Source organism: Xylanibacter oryzae DSM 17970 (genome assembly GCF_000585355.1).
In the GTDB taxonomy this organism is placed as follows: Bacteria; Bacteroidota; Bacteroidia; order Bacteroidales; family Bacteroidaceae; genus Prevotella; species Prevotella oryzae.
This window is the reverse complement of the sequence record NZ_KK073873.1, coordinates 1,341,638-1,360,584: the sequence shown is the minus strand read 5'-3', so window position 1 is coordinate 1,360,584 and position 18,947 is coordinate 1,341,638. Positions and strand designations below refer to the sequence as shown.

General features: G+C 35.8%; 15 protein-coding genes. 7 read left to right on the top strand and 8 right to left on the bottom strand.

The genetic code is table 11. The features are described 5' to 3' along the window. Window positions 1–193 precede the first annotated feature (193 nt). The 4 genes from rpsA to XYLOR_RS05650 form a co-directional block, all read right to left on the bottom strand. Complete coding sequence (rpsA, locus tag XYLOR_RS05665) at window positions 194–1,981, bottom strand: 30S ribosomal protein S1 (protein WP_036877703.1); 1,788 nt, start codon at window positions 1,979–1,981, stop codon at window positions 194–196. A 128-nt stretch (window positions 1,982–2,109) separates the two neighbouring features. Continuing rightward, entirely contained in the window at window positions 2,110–6,534 is a 4,425-nt protein-coding gene (locus XYLOR_RS05660) for a translocation/assembly module TamB domain-containing protein (protein ID WP_245601955.1), read from the bottom strand. 359 nt (window positions 6,535–6,893) lie between these two features. After that, on the bottom strand, window positions 6,894–7,211 hold the full coding sequence (rhaM, locus tag XYLOR_RS05655; RefSeq protein ID WP_036877701.1) for an L-rhamnose mutarotase: 318 nt from the start codon (window positions 7,209–7,211) through the stop codon (window positions 6,894–6,896). A gap of 17 nt (window positions 7,212–7,228) precedes the next feature. Beyond that, complete coding sequence (locus XYLOR_RS05650) at window positions 7,229–8,143, bottom strand: glycosyltransferase family 2 protein (RefSeq protein ID WP_051508893.1); 915 nt, start codon at window positions 8,141–8,143, stop codon at window positions 7,229–7,231. Window positions 8,144–8,269: 126 nt separating this feature from the next. Here XYLOR_RS05650 and XYLOR_RS05645 point away from each other — a divergent pair, with 126 nt between their 5' ends. Both XYLOR_RS05645 and XYLOR_RS05640 read left to right on the top strand, forming a co-directional pair. Further along, on the top strand, window positions 8,270–8,893 hold the full coding sequence (locus XYLOR_RS05645) for a lipocalin-like domain-containing protein (protein WP_051508892.1): 624 nt from the start codon (window positions 8,270–8,272) through the stop codon (window positions 8,891–8,893). 96 nt (window positions 8,894–8,989) lie between these two features. After that, window positions 8,990–9,559 (top strand): 30S ribosomal protein S16, encoded by a 570-nt coding sequence (locus XYLOR_RS05640; protein ID WP_036877700.1) that lies wholly within the window; start codon window positions 8,990–8,992, stop codon window positions 9,557–9,559. Between the two features lie 51 nt (window positions 9,560–9,610). Here the strand turns inward: XYLOR_RS05640 and XYLOR_RS05635 are convergent, their stop codons facing one another. The 4 genes from XYLOR_RS05635 to XYLOR_RS05620 are packed head-to-tail and all read right to left on the bottom strand — an operon-like array spanning window position 9,611 to window position 12,864. Further along, on the bottom strand, window positions 9,611–9,904 hold the full coding sequence (locus tag XYLOR_RS05635) for a hypothetical protein (protein ID WP_036877699.1): 294 nt from the start codon (window positions 9,902–9,904) through the stop codon (window positions 9,611–9,613). Then, window positions 9,904–11,013: a glycosyltransferase family protein gene (locus tag XYLOR_RS05630; protein ID WP_036877698.1), complete on the bottom strand. Its 1,110-nt coding sequence runs from the start codon at window positions 11,011–11,013 to the stop codon at window positions 9,904–9,906. Before XYLOR_RS05630 ends, XYLOR_RS05635 begins: the two co-directional genes overlap by 1 nt. Before the next feature lies 1 nt (window position 11,014). Next, on the bottom strand, window positions 11,015–12,001 hold the full coding sequence (locus tag XYLOR_RS05625; RefSeq protein WP_036877697.1) for a glycosyltransferase family 2 protein: 987 nt from the start codon (window positions 11,999–12,001) through the stop codon (window positions 11,015–11,017). Then, on the bottom strand, window positions 11,950–12,864 hold the full coding sequence (locus XYLOR_RS05620) for a glycosyltransferase family 2 protein (protein ID WP_036877696.1): 915 nt from the start codon (window positions 12,862–12,864) through the stop codon (window positions 11,950–11,952). The genes XYLOR_RS05625 and XYLOR_RS05620 overlap by 52 nt, the downstream gene beginning before the upstream one ends. Window positions 12,865–12,960: 96 nt before the next feature. On the opposite strand from XYLOR_RS05620, the gene XYLOR_RS05615 reads away from it, so the two are divergent. From XYLOR_RS05615 to atpC, 5 genes are all read left to right on the top strand, one after another. Next, a complete protein-coding gene (locus tag XYLOR_RS05615) occupies window positions 12,961–14,439 on the top strand; it encodes an oligosaccharide flippase family protein (RefSeq protein WP_036877694.1) in 1,479 nt (492 codons plus the stop codon). Between the two features lie 185 nt (window positions 14,440–14,624). After that, window positions 14,625–16,028, top strand: a complete 1,404-nt coding sequence (locus XYLOR_RS05610; RefSeq protein WP_036877692.1) for an SLC13 family permease — start codon at window positions 14,625–14,627, stop codon at window positions 16,026–16,028. 27 nt (window positions 16,029–16,055) lie between these two features. Next, window positions 16,056–17,033: a 6-phosphofructokinase gene (gene pfkA / locus XYLOR_RS05605; RefSeq protein ID WP_036877691.1), complete on the top strand. Its 978-nt coding sequence runs from the start codon at window positions 16,056–16,058 to the stop codon at window positions 17,031–17,033. 125 nt (window positions 17,034–17,158) lie between these two features. After that, entirely contained in the window at window positions 17,159–18,685 is a 1,527-nt protein-coding gene (gene atpD, locus XYLOR_RS05600; protein WP_036877689.1) for a F0F1 ATP synthase subunit beta, read from the top strand. Window positions 18,686–18,702: 17 nt separating this feature from the next. After that, a complete protein-coding gene (atpC, locus tag XYLOR_RS05595; protein WP_036877687.1) occupies window positions 18,703–18,945 on the top strand; it encodes an ATP synthase F1 subunit epsilon in 243 nt (80 codons plus the stop codon). The last annotated feature ends 2 nt before the right edge of the window (window positions 18,946–18,947 follow it).

Sequence of the window (18,947 nt, the reverse complement as noted above, 5' to 3'; positions counted from 1 at the left end):
TAGCTTTTTGATGTTAGAATGGTGACATTTTAGTGGTATTTAGTGGCATTTCGTTAATGCTGAAATGCCCATAAACACAGAGCAAGTGGTATTGTGACATTTTTATAATAAAAAAGTAGGGGTATCATACTAAAGACAATAAAAAAAGCATCCGAAAAAATCGGATGCTTTTTATTATATTGAAAAAATGTGATTATTTATCATCATCTTCCATCTGTGCTTTCAGCTGAGCCAGTGCATCTATATCACCAAGTGTTGTTGATGCTGCCTTGTTCTCAATCTTAGAAGAATCGTCTTTCTTTGGAGTATGAGCCTTCTTAGCTGCAGCTTTCTTCTCCTCACGCTGAGGATCTTCGAATGTGCGGCTGTGAGATAGGATTATACGCTTAGAATCTTTGTTGAATTCGATAACTTTGAAATCTAGTTCTTCACCAAGTTGAGCTTGGCTGCCGTCTTCCTTAACTAAGTGTTTAGGAGTAGCGAAACCTTCAACGTCTTTATCAAGTGTGATTACTGCGCCTTTGTCAAGCATCTCTGTAATCTTACCTGTGTGAATTGAACCAACAGTATATTTAGCTTCGAATACATTCCAAGGGTTCTCCTCTAGCTGCTTGTGGCCAAGACTTAGACGACGGTTCTCTTTGTCTATTTCTAGAACAACAACATCGATGTCTGCACCTACCTGTGTGAATTCAGAAGGATGTTTTACCTTCTTAGTCCAAGACAAGTCGCTGATGTGGATAAGACCATCTACACCTTCTTCAAGTTCTACAAATACACCGAAGTTTGTAAAGTTACGTACCTTTGCAGTGTGTTTGCTATCAACAGGATATTTAACTTCGATTGTTTCCCATGGATCTTCCTTGAGCTGTTTGATGCCAAGAGACATTTTACGCTCTTCACGGTCGAGTGTCAGAATAACAGCCTCAACTTCATCTCCTACATGTAGGAATTCTTGTGCTGAACGAAGGTGCTGGCTCCAGCTCATTTCTGATACGTGGATAAGTCCTTCTACACCTGGCTGAATCTCAACGAATGCGCCATAGTCAGCAAGAACAACAACTTTACCATTAATATGGTCTCCAACCTTTAGATCTGCATCAAGAGCATCCCATGGGTGAGGAGTAAGTTGTTTCAAACCTAGAGCAATACGTTTCTTGTCTTCATCAAAGTCGAGAATAACAACATTGATCTTTTGGTCAAGTGTTACTACATCGTTAGGATCGTTTACGCGGCCCCAAGACAGGTCTGTAATATGTATAAGTCCGTCAACTCCACCGAGGTCAACAAATACACCGTAAGATGTGATGTTTTTAACTGTACCTTCAAGTACCTGACCTTTTTCGAGTTTACCGATAATTTCTTTCTTCTGTGCTTCTAACTCAGCTTCAATTAGAGCCTTGTGAGAAACTACAACATTCTTGAATTCCTGATTGATTTTTACAATCTTGAATTCCATTGTTTTGCCTACGAAAACATCGTAGTCACGTATAGGATGAACGTCAATCTGGCTACCTGGCAAGAATGCTTCAATACCAAATACGTCAACAATCATACCACCCTTTGTACGGCACTTGATGTAACCCTGTATAACCTCTTCGTTTTCAAGAGCTGTGTTAACACGTTCCCAGCTTTTGTTAAGACGTGCTTTCTTGTGTGAAAGCTCCAATTGGCCTTTCTTGTCTTCCTGATTTTCAACGTATACCTCTACAGTATCGCCTACTTTCAAATCTGGATTGTAACGGAATTCACTTGCTGGAATAATTCCATCGCTCTTGTAACCGATGTTTACAATAACTTCTTTTTTGTCTAAGAAGATTACTTTACCCTCAACTACCTGATGTTCGCTAACCTTGTTAAGGGTTCCGTCATAGGCCTGTTCTTGGTCTTCTTTGCTGATGTTTGTTGATACATTACCATTCTCAAATGATTCCCAATCGAAATCACCTGCAGGCTGTACGTTCTTTGTTAATTCTGACATAAAAAATTAAATTGTTAATTAATAAAATTAGACTTTATAATAAATTTTTTTTAAAACCGGGTGCAAAGTTAACCATATTAATTGAGAGTCGATAAATAGGATACGAGAGTTTATATATTTTTAACGTCTTACTTATTGTAATTCTTTTTTATCTTGTTCTTTTTGCGGCCAAACAAGTCTTTTAACCCGTTAAAATCCTTTTTCATTATCAAGCCAAGACCTTGTGTATTCATACTTGATTTTGTAAAGTATCGGTCATTTGTTTGATTGTATACTTTTATGGCTAAATTTCCATTAGGGTACAACAAATATCTTATATCAAAGTCTCCGATGAAACTTGTATTAGCTGTAGTAGCATTGTCTCTATATCCGAATTGTCCGTTTATGAGCAGCCTGTTGTTTAGTAGCCTACCAGACATAAGTCCTTCATATTCAGCATTATTCCAGCCTTCTGTTCCGGTACTTATATTCGCGCCAAAATTCCAATTATTATTGTTTAATACACTACTTAGCACTGTGTTTATCTGACTGCTTATCGTTCCGGACAGCAGACTTTGCATCGCCAGTGATGTCTGATTCTTCTGATTAGCTTCTTCAGTGGCAGCATTATTTACTCCTTGGGTATAAAATCTTCCAATACCCAGTAGATATAATACTTGTTGGTTCATATCTTCTTGGCTGTTAATTACACTGCGTACCATTTGTTTTTCATCTGCATTGACGGTTGGTAAGTCTAAATCGAAATCTACTTTAGGTGATCTAGGCTGTCCGGTTATGTTCATTAGGCAGTTTACGCGTATTGTATTATTTGAAAAACTTTTGCCTATACTTAGATCTGAGAGAGAAACACCGTTTACAACATATTGTGCTTTCAAATTTAGCGACGCATCGTATGGGTCGCCACCGAAGACAATAGAACTACCTTGCTGGAACTGGAAATCTTTCTTTATCACGTTTTGTATCGTGAGTTTGTATATTCCATGGTCAACATTATATGTACCAAACATATCAAATGCACCCTTATTATAATAGGTTGCCCTTATCACTCCATCTCCGTTCATGGCAATATAATCATTTGTCTTATTATCCATGATGACTTTAAGTGTAGCGTTTTGATTGCAGTTGATCAAAAAATTAAGATATATGTTTGTAGGCATATCCGACAGTTGTTCTTCATCTTTTTCTTGTTTATCATTTTTGTTTGATATATCTTTATCCAACTTATGTTCGTTCCAATGGATAAACTGTTGATTTGAAACAGAGCCTGCCGATGCTGTGTTGTATATAAAAGTCGAATTTTTGTTTGGAGTTACATTCATGTCGATTGTTACTTCTCCACTTTTTCCATGTATATTAACATCGCCAGTTCCATATACAGTACCACAGAATGTGTTATCTCCAAAAGTCTTATGGTCATAAGCTAGTAGATTCTTTGTCTTAATTGCTAGATCATAAGATAATTTTGTGAGATGTTTATGATGAATATTGCCTGTAATATATCCTACATTATTATTGTGGTCATAGAATGGCACATTGCGCATTTCAATCTCATCTGGTATCATACGGATCGTATCGCTTTTAAGCGTATAGGTCGTACCAAGTTGGCGCATTGATAATTGCCCGTCAACAGTAAGTTGCCCAATAAGTTGAATTGTATTTAGAGGTCCGACTAGTCGGAGGTCTCCATTCGCTTGTGCATTAATATTGTTCATGAAACTGCCACAAAAGGTCTTCATAAATTCAACGTTTGTACCGCGAGCACTTATCCCTAAGTCGATAGTGTTACGAGCAGGTGATACGTTTCCCTTTATCAGTGTCTGTGCTAACGGACCGTCGTCGGCTTTAGCGTCAATATCAATCTGTTTGTCTTTCTTATTCCAATTTACATTTGCAAATAATGTTCCCATCCGTCCTTCTTCAAATGTAAAATTATTCACTGTAAGAGTGGCATTTGCAGATGGGTTTGAGAAAGCAGAAGATATATAAGCACTACCTGTTGCTTGGCCTCCGAAATCAACTGAATGGAAATTTACAAGATTAAGAATGTAGTCTACATTAATGTCTTTGAGATCTACAAAAATAGAATCGTGTTGGTTTGGAGATGCTGTTCCAGAAGCAATAAGGTGTTGCTTACCTCGCTCTATTGCAAAGTGGTCAATAATTAGGCGGTTCTTGCTATATACAATCGCTGATGGTTCAACATTCCATGCCGTATCATTTATTATTATTTGAGAAGGATTGAATGACACATGTGCTGCTGATTCTCCTTTTTCGTTTCTGAAAAATTGAGTTTGCGTATTTATAGACCCAGCGTAAAGATGTTTAAGGTTGTTTGTCCAACCAATACTAGTCGCAAGTAGATTATTTATTGCATTAGCATTCAGAGTCAGGTCAAACTTATGCCCGTTACCCATAACTTTCTTTATCTTAGCAGAGCATTTCAGAGTGTCGTTTGGCGTACTTATTGAGAGCATACCATCTTGATAGTTGTTGCCTTTGTATGAAAAATCAGGTGCCTCACCACTAATGTTCAGTGTCCTTTTGCGGTCATTCATTTCTCCGATAAGGTTAAATGGCTGATTAAGTTCTATCGGAATGTTGAATAACTTATTTAGCCAGTCACTACGTGTAATTGTTGCATTTATTTTAAAATTATTATTGTGCTTGTTATTAGTCTTAGGCAGTCCAGGAAGAGTAGGGAGTTTGCTTCCTACAAAATTGGTTATACTTTGAGCTAACGTGGCATAATCATATTGTCCTTGAATATTCATTTTGGCAAAATCACTATTCATATTTATGAAGTGTTCTTTTCCGATGCATCCTGCTATGATATGCATAGCATCCATTTTATATTCAACGTCTCCTTTTTGCATAGAAAAATTTTCTATGTCAAGAGTTCCCTTCAAGTTGTTTATGTTGTTTCCATTAAAATTGGCAGATATATTTACGTCAAATATTGCATTACCCAATTTATCTGTGATTTTTAATGCATATGGGTTGAAGTTTTTTATACTGGCTGTAAGATTAAATTTAGGGTGGTTGGCTTTTGTACTGAATAGTCCTTTTACATTGATAAGGCCATTTGCATCATTCATGCCAAGCATACCGTTAAAAATTCCGTATCTGTATATACCGTCTACCTTTATATTAGAGTAAGCGTATCCATTGTAATCAAAGTGTATTATATCACCCTTAGCTTTAATATATGGGTATTTCTTGTCTTTTAAATTTCCATCTATATTGATATTCGTAGCTATTGTACCGAAATGTTTATTATCAAGTAATGCATTTAGATTTATTCCGGCTGTTTCAACTCTTCCAGTGAAACAATTGTCTCTTACGCCTAATGCCAGATGAGCTTTTCCAACGCTTGTTGCTATTAAAGATTTTGTGGCAAAAGTCTTATCCGTTCCACCTATAATACCCTGCAATTTGACATTACCAAGTCGGTTGACAATAGTTGGAACCTTGATGTTAATGCCGTTGAGGTTTTTACTTATAAAGCTTATTGTCTTACCGGATACAGAAAGGTTATTGATATTGGCAAACCATTTAGGAGCGATGTCCCAATCGCTTACCGAACCGTCAGCCCGAAGATATATGTCTCCGCTATGGGAATTAACTGCCAATTTTTTTATTCTGATCTGTGACCTTGTACCATATACAGATAATGCCACATTTATTATACTGTTGAATGATTTAAGTTGTGGAACAAAACACTTGAAATCAGATGGAGTTATCTTTGAATTATCTAAAAGTAAATTGAATTGCAAAGATGCCGGAATAAATTTTTTGTTATTATATCTGTATGTTGCATTAGCATTACTGATTCTTATGCTAGATCCTGGCAGATTAAGGACGAAACCTGTAAGGTTTGCCATCTTTTTATTTGCATTAAGTTTCAAAGATAATTTATCAATATTCAATCCTGATTGGTCTCTGAACGTGAGTTTCTTAATATTTAAGTTAAGAGAGTCTTCTGTAAAAGCCCTTAATCTTATGTTGGCGCTAATACCTGACGTATTAATATGTGCTAGCGAAAATTTGTTGTTCAATTCAGGGATATCATATCGATCGTATCTCACAGCACCGTGCCTTATTATGATAGAATTGATTTTTAAATTTAGAGGTTTGCTTTTTGTTTTATCCTTAGATGCTAGTGAATCAAGCACAAACTGATAGTTTGCATTTGAGGCAGCATTTTTTTTGTAAAATACGCCGTTAAATCCAAATAATTGAATTGAAGAAATAGAAATATTGCCTTGTGATAGAGAAACTAAATTAAATTTGGCAGATAGTCTGGCAGCAGATATCATTTTTTTATTCTGCTGGTCCTGTATGGTCATATCATCAATAATTATTCGATTTAAAAATCCCAAATCTATGCGACCAATATTAACTTTTGTGCCTAACTTTTCAGATAATGCTATCGAAACTTTTGAGCCTATGAACCTTTGCACTGCCGGAATATGGGAGAGCACAAGTAGCAATAGATATAGGCCAATAACAGTCCATATCAAGCCATTAATGATATGTTTAATTTTGATATTCAATGAAAATTGCAACAAAATTACAACATTTTATTTTCTTATAGGCACTTTGCATACATTTTTTCTTTTATATTTGCTAATTTTTGTGTAATTTTGCTAGGAGTCGGATAAAAAGATTTTAATATTATAACATGGTGATGTGACTAAGTTAAGATTGTATTATGACCAAGTTAAGCAAAGGTTAGGGTATATTAGGCCGGTAAAACAAGAATAAATTGAACTCCTGTGACTGTGTAGGCTGTGGCGCAGGTATAGATTCTTTACTTGTTGAGATTGTGTATATTATAAAGTTCGTATGATAATTTTGGAAGCCGATAAACTTAAATAATAAAAGCTCGCATCTTTTTGCGGGCTTTTATTGTTTAATCCATATGAAACAGTTCTATTAGAGGAACGCTTATAGGTGAGTTGTCTGTATTTGTTTCCATGATATCAGACATCATATCCCACCATTTTTGAGTAATAGGATCTACGTTACTTGTGTCCTGACTATTAGAGTCATTGCTACATTTCTGAATTGCAAAAAGTAAATTGGTGTCCTTATCCCAGAAAATACTGTAATCACTCACCCCCGAATTTTTAATCATCTGTTTAAGTTCAGGCCAAATTGCGGCATGTCTTTTGGCGTACTCTTTTTCGCAACCAGATTTTAGGTACATCTTAAAAGCAAAACGTTTCATTGTTTTAATTATTTTAGTTAATTAATAGATAAATAGAATCCTATTTTATACAATTTGAAAATTAATAATGATGGTTTGTTCCCTGCTATGTTCTTTCGTTCTGTAGTTCTTAATATCTTATGTACGAAGACTATAATTTTTTTAAAACCTGTCTTTTCGATTTTGTTTGCAATATCCAATAATTTAGAATATCCAGATAGTTCATTCCTGAAATAATATAATGTGTTTAATCCTTCTTCTGTTTTTTGAACAAAACGCTCGTTACTTTCGAATACTTCAAAACTTACAGGGTTCTCTATGTGAGAAATCTTAAGGCTGTTTTCATTCAGGGTCTTCCCTAATAATATATCTTCATATCCATAATTTTTAAACCGTTCGTCGAAAGGAAATTTTAGCATTACCTCACGCAGTATCATAAAATTAGCAGTGTGAAAATGACAATATGGGGTTTTCCTTCTCATTTGTGCTGTATGATAATGCTCAGCTGATTTTTCATAAATGAAACGCAGATTATTTCTAAGAAAGTGCTTATCCCCTTTTATTTTAACACCTCCGTCAATAACCGTATCAAAAGAAGTCTTTAAATAATATAATAAAAAGGATTCATTATCTACAGTCATATCACTATCAATAAAGAGCAACCATCTAAATTTGGACAGACGTGCAAGTTTATTCCGGATAACAGCTCTTCCTTCATTTACCGTATAAATAATATGTTTGCAATTTTCAAGGCTTTCTATTGCTTTATTTTCTTTAATTGTATCCATATCAAAAGAACCATCTTCTGCAATTATTATTTCATATCTAAAAGAATCAGGAAAAGACTCTTTTATAAGGTCTGCTTGTCTTTTAATACATTCAACAAGTCTCTTGCATACAAAATTGTATGTAGGTATAAGTATAGAAAGCTCTTCTTTTGTTATATTTTCCACGATATTATGACTTATAATTCGCAAAAGTAATAAAAATAAAAAATAATATAGATATTTTATAAATTTTATTTGGGTCGTTGGTAACAAAAGATTAATTTTGCGCGATATTTATACAAAAACAATAAGATGAAAAAAATGTTTATTAAAGGCGCAGTTTTGAGCCTTATGTTAATGGTCAGTGCAGGTGTAAGTGCACAGATAGATTTAGGTAGCATTATGAATTCTACTTCAAGTAGTAATGCAAATATGGCTTCATCATTGACTACCATATTTTCTAGTAACAAACAAGCGACATCAGACAAAATAATTGGAACTTGGATCTATTCAGAACCTGCAATAGTATTTACTTCTAATAACATGCTGACCCAGGCCGCTAGTAAAATTGCAGCACAACAAATAGAAAGTAAATTACAGGCACAACTTAATAATTACGGAGTTAAAAAGGGCTCTATGTCAATCGCGTTTGCAAAGAACGGCAGTTTTACTGAAAAAATAAAAGGAAAGACATTGACTGGTACTTGGAAAGTCATTAATTCAAAATTGCAATTGACATATGCAGGACTAGAAACAATCGTTATCACTACACAGATAAATTCAGGAAAACTTCAGATGGTAACAGATGCCACAAAACTTTTAACATTGTTTAAGACAGTAGCTAATGCTTCAGGTAATGCCAATGCTAAGACTATTGTATCTCTTATGAGTAGCGTAAAAGGAATGGAAGCTGGAGTTACTCTTGTTAAAAAATAACAGGAAAAGTTTGCAGGTTTGGTGGAAAAGTTTTATCTTTGCACCCGCTATTACGAGTTGATAGCATAATTCAAACCTAATTAAACAAAAAATTAAATGGCAACAAAAATCAGATTACAGCGCGGCGGTCGTAAAGGCTATGCTTTCTACAGAATTGTTATCGCTGACGTTAATGCACCACGTGATGGTAAATTTACTGAAAAGATTGGAACTTTCAATCCTAACACCAATCCAGCCACAGTAGATTTGGATTTCAATCGTGCTCTTTACTGGGTAGAAGTTGGCGCACAGCCTACAGACACTGTTCGTAACATTCTTAAAGACGAAGGCGTATACATGATGAAACACCTTAAAGGTGGAGTAAAGAAAGGTGCTTTCGACGAAGCTGCAGCACAGTCTAAATTTGACGCTTGGAAAGAGAACAAAGAAAAAGGATTTGCAGCTGTTGCTGATAAGACAGCTCAGGCAAAGAAAGATGCTTACGAAAAGAAACTCGAAGCAGAGAAAAAAGTAAATGAAGAAATTGCTAAGAAAGTAGCTGATAAGAAAGCTGCTGAGGCTGCTGAAAAAGCAGAAGCAGAAGCTGCAAAGGCTGCTGAGAATGCCCCTGTAGAGGCTCCAGTTGAAGAAACTGCACCTACAGAAGAGGCTCCTAAGGCTGAATAAGTTTTATAAGCAAAAAAATTAAAAGGAGAACTGTTTACAGTTCTCCTTTTTCTATGTCCAGAACTCATTATCATTCGTTTCTTTCATCTCGCCTTTACATTTTGGGCAGGTGTGATAATCCCATTTCGTTATTTTATCGCTACCACATCTTAGGCATAGTCTGTTAACTTCAGAACTGAATGATGGTGCTATGTCTCCAATTACCCCTCCTACAACAATATTCTGTATTGTATGGCAGTCAGGACAATACATTGCTGATATATGTTGTCCGAACAATCCACGGCCTTCGTATGTGTCTATTTCGTATCCGCATTGTTCACATCTATATCTTTTTTTTAGTGCCATTATTCATTTAATGTATTAAGATATAATTTTTCATATTGTCGGGCTACTTTTATATAGTCGTGATGCTTGCGTATATATTCTATACTTTGTCTTTTTAATTTAGGAATGCGTTCAGGATGCAGAACAAGTTTTTCGAGTTCATTATAAACACTATTATAATTAGGTAGAACATTTATTATAGGTCTTAATTCTGTTTCACTAATTATTTCATAGTTTTCAGCTTCTCCACCACCAACTACAACAAGACCCTTACTCATTGCAAGTAGGGCATTCATTGAAGGTGTGTAACTATATAGTTGATCTAGAATAATATCACATCCATTCATTAACCTTTCATATTCAGTAAAAGGAATAGATACAGCTTTGACAATATCTATCTTTTCAGAATATTTCATTTTTATGCTTTTTAAAGCGCTTAACATAATATCCGTGCCTTTATATTCATTACGATCCTTGTCAATTCCTATGAAAAACTTAATTTTACTGTTATTACGCAATGTATTCTTATCTTTTGCGTATTCATTCATTTTTATAGGTAAAGGTATAAAATGTGTCTTGTTCGGAATATGCAACTTATAACAGCACCAATACTCATAAAGGCAAGTTATAATGCCATCACAATCTTTTGCTATGTACCTGTTTAGTGCTTCCTTATCTGTACCTATCCATTCTTTTCTTTGTATTAAAGCATCTATATTTGTACGTAACAATCCTTCTATGTTGAAATCGCTGTATCGCAGAGGCTTTTCGTTACAGCAAGTATAAACCCAATACCAATCGTTACCATATCCGCCTAAAAAGACCTTCTTGTTGTGTTTTCTCAAATAGTTGTAAACTTTAAAAATTCGCTTCGCTTTTATATCTATGAAAATAGGATTCTTAATCTGAACAACATCATACCCTCTTAGGCGAATCATAATCACGTACAACCTTATAATATATATAATGCCACCTAATTTGAAATATTTACGAGTAAGAGAAATGTCGCGATGGTAATTTCTCCATCCGTTCCCGTCAGATAGAACAGTCACTTTGTGCCCAAGTTTCCGTAAACCTTCTGCCAAGGTCCAATGAACATTACTGCATTCACCTATTAATAATATTTTCATGTTATTTGAACTTGCAAATACTAAGAATCAACAATTTCTTTCCGATATTACTTTGAATCATTCTTCTAAATACGGTATATTTTTTTGTGTACTTTTTGTCAGGCAGAGGAAACAATCCATGTTTTGTAAGTCGCTCAATAGATTTATTGAGTTTATTACTACTGTGAGTCAAATCAATGATGTTATATAAATAATCCATCGTAAGTTGTGCAATGCGTCTTTCAAGCGCTATTCTGTCAATTGCAGGTAATGTAAAAGATACTTCCTGTAAATGATATAGTATATGCTCTATATCATTTATTCGCCTTATTTTATGCCTGATATTTCTGTCGTGAGTAATAGAATGCTCACGTTGTCTATAGTGGTATGCATCAGCATTGGTCTCAAAAACATGCTCCGCTCGTAACATTAATTGAGGAGTAAATTCTTCATCTTCGTGTAAAATACCAATAGTGAAATGGAGATTTAATAAAATATTTTTGTTGAATATATAGCCACACGCAGATGCTCTTAAATTATTATTATGCATATATTCAGTTCCTGATACCGGTCCTTCGAAATTCATCGGCGTTTCTGCTTTTGGCTTTTCTGTACAGTTAAATAAAACAATATCAGGCTTGTGGTATCTTACGATATCAAGACAATGTTCATAAGGAGTGCGTATTAGAGTATCATCACTGTCAATAAATTGTATATATGATCCGGTAGCTATGCGTATCCCTATATTTCTTGCTGCGCTCAGCCCTTGATTTTTTTGTCTGACATATATTATATCATTTCTGATATCCAGAATATCATTTATAGGCGAAACATCACTTCCATCATCAATGACTATTATTTCTCTATCTTGCGGCCTTAATGATAGTGTAATAATACTTCTTATACATTCTAGTAGGTATTCTACAGGTAGATTATAAGTCGTAACTATAAAACTTACTAACGGCTGTGACGAAATATCGTCTTGTGGATAAACTTGTTTAATTGACATAGACTTTTAATTCCTATTATTTTAGACAATAATACTTTTGGCGATGCATTCCAAGTACTACCAGTATAAGGTGGTATGATAGGCAAACCGCCAGCTAACTCATAAATATCCATTTGAATATTAAGCAAACGTAAATAATAATCAGCAGAAGCAATTGACGAAAGAGGCGTATTTATAAGTGATAGATGCGCATTAAGCAAATCTGTTAATTCTTTTGCTCCAGACAATTCTGTTATACCTTCTTTGTTGACATAATAGTAGTACAGGCCTAAACTTGTTGTGGCAATAACGTCGCATCTTTTCAGTAAATCAGGTAGTATTATACAATCCTCAAAGCAGTTTTGCTCTTTGTATAAACAACCATCGAAGAGCGACTTTTTATAAATCTTATTGCATGCATATGTATGAAGGTAAGCTTTTGTTTTGAACCAATAATCTTTAGTGTTACTATATTCTGAATCAGAGAAACTTCTTAATTTCTGCCTTGACTTAACACCAAAATGTTCATAAATAGGATATTCCAATATATCATATTCTTTATGTCTATTGAGAATTTCCATAAGAGATGTAATTGTGCCTTTTGCTATAGTGTCATCACTATCTATGAATGTAATATATTCGCCTTGGGCTTTATTGATACCTGTATTCCTTGCATTACCCAACCCTCCGTTTTTTTTGTGAATAACATCAATTCGTGTATCTTTTTGAGCATATTCATCGCATATATAATGGCATGAGTCATTAGAGCCATCGTCTACTATTATAATTTGATAGTCGCTGTAGGTATCAGCAAGTACACTGTCAAGGCATCGACGAATGGTTCTTTCAACGTTATAGACCGGTATGATAATACTCAAATTCATATTGCAAAGATATGTTATTTAATTGAAAATATGAAATATGAAATCGTTTATTTAGATAAAAGTAATATAATATGAATTTATGCGTTATAATCACAAATGAAAGATACTGGTAGCTCATACAATCATATACTAAAATATACAAGTGCTTTTGGTGGAATAGAAGGACTTAATATTCTCATAGGATTAGTCAGAAACAAATTGGTGGCCCTTATGCTTGGACCTGAAGGTATGGGATTAATAGCACTTTTTAATTCGACAATTAAATTTCTGTCGGATTCTACTAATTGCGGTATACCGATGAGTGCTGTCAGAAATATTTCATCTGCTTATGAAGAAGGTGATTTAGATTATCTTAAAGATACTATATCTAAAGTCAGGACATTCTCTATATTAGTAGCCGTTGCCGGTATGCTTTTGTGTATAGTTTTGAGTCCGGTGCTCAGTAAAGTTGTTTTCTCTAGCGGAAATCATACATTGCATTTTGTAATATTGTCGCCAATCATTGCAATGATGACTGTTACAGGGGGAGAAATTGCTATATTGAAAGGTGTCAGACAACTTTCTAAGTTGGCCAAAGTACAGGTCATAACAGTAATATTAGCATTGATTATTTCTGTACCATTATATTATTACTATGGTCAAAAAGGCATTGTACCTTCACTCTTATTGATGTCTTTTGCGTCAATGTTAGTAACAATAATGTATTCGTATAAGTTATATCATGTCAAAATAAATTTTTCAAAGAAAATCATATATAATGATAATGGCATGCTAAAATTAGGCTTTGCCTTTGTTATAGTTGGCATCTTAGGTAGTGGAACAGATCTCGTGATAAGATCATTTATCAATCAAACATCTTCATTAACCATGGTTGGCCTTTATAATGCAGGTCATATGATAACAATGACATATGCCGGTATGGTATTCTCAGCTATGGAGACTGATTATTTTCCACGATTGTCTGCTATAGGTAATGACATGAAGCAGCAGAATCTAGTTGTCAATCGTCAGATCGAAGTGTCATTGCTTATCATTTCGCCTATGCTGGTCTTTTTTATGATAGCCTTGCCGGTTATACTGCCATTGCTTTATAGCGGCAAGTTTCTTCCTGTTATGGGAATGATACAAATAGTGATAATAGCAATGTATTTCCGTGCAATAAAATTACCTATAGAATATCTGCCATTGGCAAAAGGTGATTCAAAAACATACTTATTTTTAGAGTCTGTGTATGATATAGTTGTTGTTATTCTTGTAATATTGGGATTTAGTCTTTTTAGACTTACAGGTGCAGGTTTCGCATTGACCATTTCCGGTTTTATTGAATTTGTTATGCTCATTGCTTTTGCTCGCTATAAATATAAATATAAAATGACCGAATCCGTTGTCTTATATGCACTTATGCAGATAACGATAGGCCTTCTTGCATATGCAGTCACTTATATAGCGAATCCGGTCTACTATTCTATTTTAGGTACTTTACTATTCATTATCAGTTCTGTTATTTCATTACGAATATTACATCGTAAGACAAAGTTGTGGACTAAATTGAAACATAAGTTCAACTCGCTGTAAAATCATTAGAGATATATTAAGAAACTCATTGTTTTTGTATACAAAACCAATTGTACAATTTTAAAAATAAAAAGGTCAATTAAGTGTCAATCTATTAAAAACCCGTTAAACCGATATAAAAAAATGTCGCATTTCTTTGTCGTTTGATAATATTTAGTAACTTTGTAGCTGTTAAATATTGATTTATGACACTGATTATTGTCGCCATATTACTGATAGGCTATATTCTCATAGCAACAGAGAAGATAACCAATGTGAACAAAGCCGCTGTGGCAATGCTCATGTGTACTGTTGGTTGGGTGCTATACATCTGTTATGGCAATGACTTTGTAATGAGTCAACACCCCAAAGAATATTCCGATTTCCTTGCAGGAGCAGTACCAACAAGTGTTTCCGTCAAGCAATATATAGCACAAAATATTTTTTTGAAGTATGTAGGTAAGGCCTCAGAGATTGTTTTGTTTCTCCTTGCAACGATGACCATTGTAGAGATACTTAATAACAATGGATGCTTCGACTTCCTTTCTCAATTTATTAGGACTCATCATAGTCGTAAACTATTATGGAAAATGTCGATTATTACATTCATAATCTCAGCAAACCTAGATAATCTTACAACAACGACAATGATGCTGGTAATCATGCATGATATGCTACACAGTAGACGTCAGCGTATCCTCTATGGATGCGCTATTGTATTGGCTGCCAACTGCGGTGGCGCTCTTACTGTGATAGGTGATACCACCGGGCTTGTATTGTGGAATACAGGAGCTGTTACAGCTTCTAATTATTCAGCGTCGTTGGCCTTACCCTGTATCATTGCTTGGATAGTACCTACATATTTGCTTAGCCGTAATCTGCCTGATACGGTTGATATCGAAATGGCCGCAATGCCGTATCGTGGTGATGATACTAATCTTAACGGATGGCAGCGCCTTCTTATGTTTATCGTTGGTATAGGTGGATTGTGGTTTATACCTACATTTCATAACATAACGAAGCTCAGTCCTTTTCTTGGTGCCCTTTGCGTACTGTCATTGCTATGGGTAGTAAATGAGGTAGTGAATCGCAAACTTATTAATGCAGACCAGAGAATTCAGCGTCGTATACCACGCGTTTTACAATATGGCGTAATTCAGATGATGCTTTTTGTTATGGGTATAATGCTTGCTATTGGAGTCGTTCAGGAAACCGGTGCAATCAAATGGTGTTCAGAATGGTGTGATTATAATATACACAATATATGGATATTAGGTATAATATCAGGAATTATGAGCACCGTATTGGATAATTTTGCATCAGCGATGAGCTTGTTCTCATTATATCCGATATTGGATGCAAGCACACTTAATCATTGGGTTGATTCAGACTATATGATGTCATTTGTGCAAAATGGCGCATATTGGAAAATTATATCATATTGTACAGCTGTCGGTGGTAGCATAATGTCAATAGGTTCACTCAGCGGACTGGCATTAATAAAAATGGAAAAAGTACATGTGGGATGGTATATCCGTAATTTTGGAGTTAAAGTCTTGATAGGCTGGTTACTAGGATTAGGAGTACTTTATTTGCAAATAAATATATAATAATATAGGTAAAAGGAGAATTCTATTATGGCAAAAATTAAAACAATTGGAGTGTTGACTTCAGGAGGAGATGCTCCAGGAATGAATGCTGCTATACGTGCCGTAACCCGTGCAGGTATTTGTAATGGATTTGACATTAAAGGCATATACAGGGGTTATGATGGCCTTATTAATGACGATATCCATCCGTTTACTACAGAGAATGTTAGTGGTATCATCATGTCAGGCGGTACAATCCTAAAGACAGCTCGCAGTATGGATTTTATGACAGATGAAGGTAAACAAAAAGCTTATGACAATCTTGTTAAAGAAGGTATAGACGCTCTTGTTGTAATCGGTGGAAACGGTTCTTTAACCGGTGCCCGAGATTTTGCTGAAATGTATGATGTTTGCTGTATCGGTCTGGCTGGAACTATAGATAACGACTTGTATGGAACTGATTCCACAATAGGCTATGATACTACCATGAATACAATAGTAGAATGCGTAGACCGTATTAGAGACACAGCCCAGAGCCACGAACGAATATTTTTCGTAGAGGTTATGGGGCGTGACGCAGGCTTTTTGGCTCAGAACAGTGCTATCGCAAGTGGTGCTGAAGCCGCAATTATTCCAGAAGACTCTACAGATGTTGACCAGTTGGCGCGCTTTATGGAGCGTGGTATTCGCAAGAGTAAACGAAGCTGTATCGTCATTGTATCAGAAAGTCCTAAATGTGGTGCTTTATATTATGCAGACCGTGTACGCAAAGAGTTTCCCGACTATGATGTTCGAGTTTCAATCCTTGGTCACCTGCAGCGTGGTGGTCGCCCTTCGGCACACGACCGTATATTGGCAAGTCGTACCGGCGTAGGAGCTATTGAGGCAATTATGCAAGGTCAGCGTAATGTTATGGTTGGTCTTCGTAATAATGAAGTCGTTTATGTACCTTTTAGCGAGGCTATCCGATCAGATAAACCATTTGATAAGAGTCTTATTAAAGTATTAGACGAACTGAGTATATAAAAAAACCGATAGTTCTGCATTATTGGTATATTTGCGAACAGCAAACGCATATTATTTTGCCAGTCTCAGAATATTTGGTACTTTTGTTTCCTATAGAATTTTAACGTATTAATATAATAACGCTTATGTCACAAATTATTGGACACATTTCACAGATTATCGGTCCTGTTATCGATGTTTACTTCGATACAAAGGGACTGGATCCTGAGAAAGTGTTGCCGAAAATTCATGAAGCCTTGAAGATTGTCCGTCCCGACGGCCGAGATCTCATTGTAGAGGTACAACAGCACATCGGTGAAGATACTGTACGTACAGTAGCTATGGATAATACAGACGGTCTGCAGCGCGGCTTGGATGCTATTCCTACAGGTAGTCCTATTGTCATGCCGGCAGGTGAACAAATAAAAGGTCGTATGATGAATGTCATCGGGAAACCGATTGATGGTATGGAACCACTCGATATGAAGGGAGCCTATCCGATCCATCGCGAACCGCCTAAGTTTGAAGACCTTTCCACGCATAAAGAGATGCTTGCTACAGGTATTAAAGTTATTGATCTTCTTGAGCCATATATGAAAGGTGGTAAGATTGGACTTTTTGGAGGTGCCGGAGTAGGAAAGACAGTTCTTATTATGGAACTTATCAATAATATAGCCAAAGGTCATAATGGATATTCAGTATTTGCAGGAGTAGGAGAGCGTACCCGTGAAGGTAACGACCTTATCCGCGATATGATAGATTCAGGAGTCGTACGTTATGGCGATAAGTTCAAAAAAGCAATGGAAGAAGGTAAATGGGATTTATCTCTCGTTGATCCTGAAGAATTGCAGAAAAGTCAGGCTACTCTTGTATATGGTCAGATGAATGAGCCACCGGGCGCCCGCGCATCAGTAGCCCTTTCAGGACTTACTGTAGCAGAAGAGTTCCGTGATCACGGAGGTAAAAACGGTGAAGCGTCAGATATAATGTTCTTTATTGATAACATTTTCCGTTTCACACAGGCTGGTTCAGAAGTATCTGCACTGTTAGGCCGTATGCCTTCAGCTGTAGGTTATCAGCCTACATTGGCTAGTGAGATGGGTACAATGCAGGAGCGTATTACTTCTACAAAGAAAGGTTCTATTACCTCAGTACAGGCTGTATATGTGCCTGCTGATGACTTGACAGACCCTGCTCCAGCTACAACATTTACGCACCTTGATGCCACTACAGAGTTAAGTCGTAAGATTACCGAATTAGGTATCTATCCTGCTGTAGATCCATTAGGTTCTACATCTCGTATTCTAGACCCGCTTATTGTAGGAAAAGACCATTACGAAACAGCTCAACGTGTCAAAGAGATACTACAACGTTATAAGGAATTGCAGGATATTATTGCCATCCTAGGTATGGATGAGTTGAGCGATGAAGATAAAATAACTGTGAACCGTGCACGCCGTGTACAGCGTTTTCTCTCTCAACCTTTCACTGTAGCCGAGCAGTTTACAGGCATAAAAGGTGTAATGGTACCTATCGAAGAGTGTATAAAAGGTTTCAAGATGATCCTTGACGGAGAGGTAGATGACCTTCCAGAGCAGGCATTCTTGAATGTTGGTACTATTGAAGACGCTATAGCTAAAGGCAAAAAGTTGCTTGAGGCAGCAAAAGCATAAAAATAAACTGTACGGATATGAGCTTAAAATTAAATATAGTTTCTCCCGAAAAGGTTATGTATACAGGCGAAGTAGAGAGTGTGCAAGTTCCCGGAACCTTAGGTTCATTCGAGATACTTACAGATCATGCTCCAATTATTTCATCTTTACAAAAAGGTGTAATAGAGTATACCAACAAAGAAGGAAAGAAACAGTTGGCCATTGCCGCAGGTTTTGTTGAAGTACAAAAAAATGAGGTTCGCATCTGTGTAGAAGTATAGCA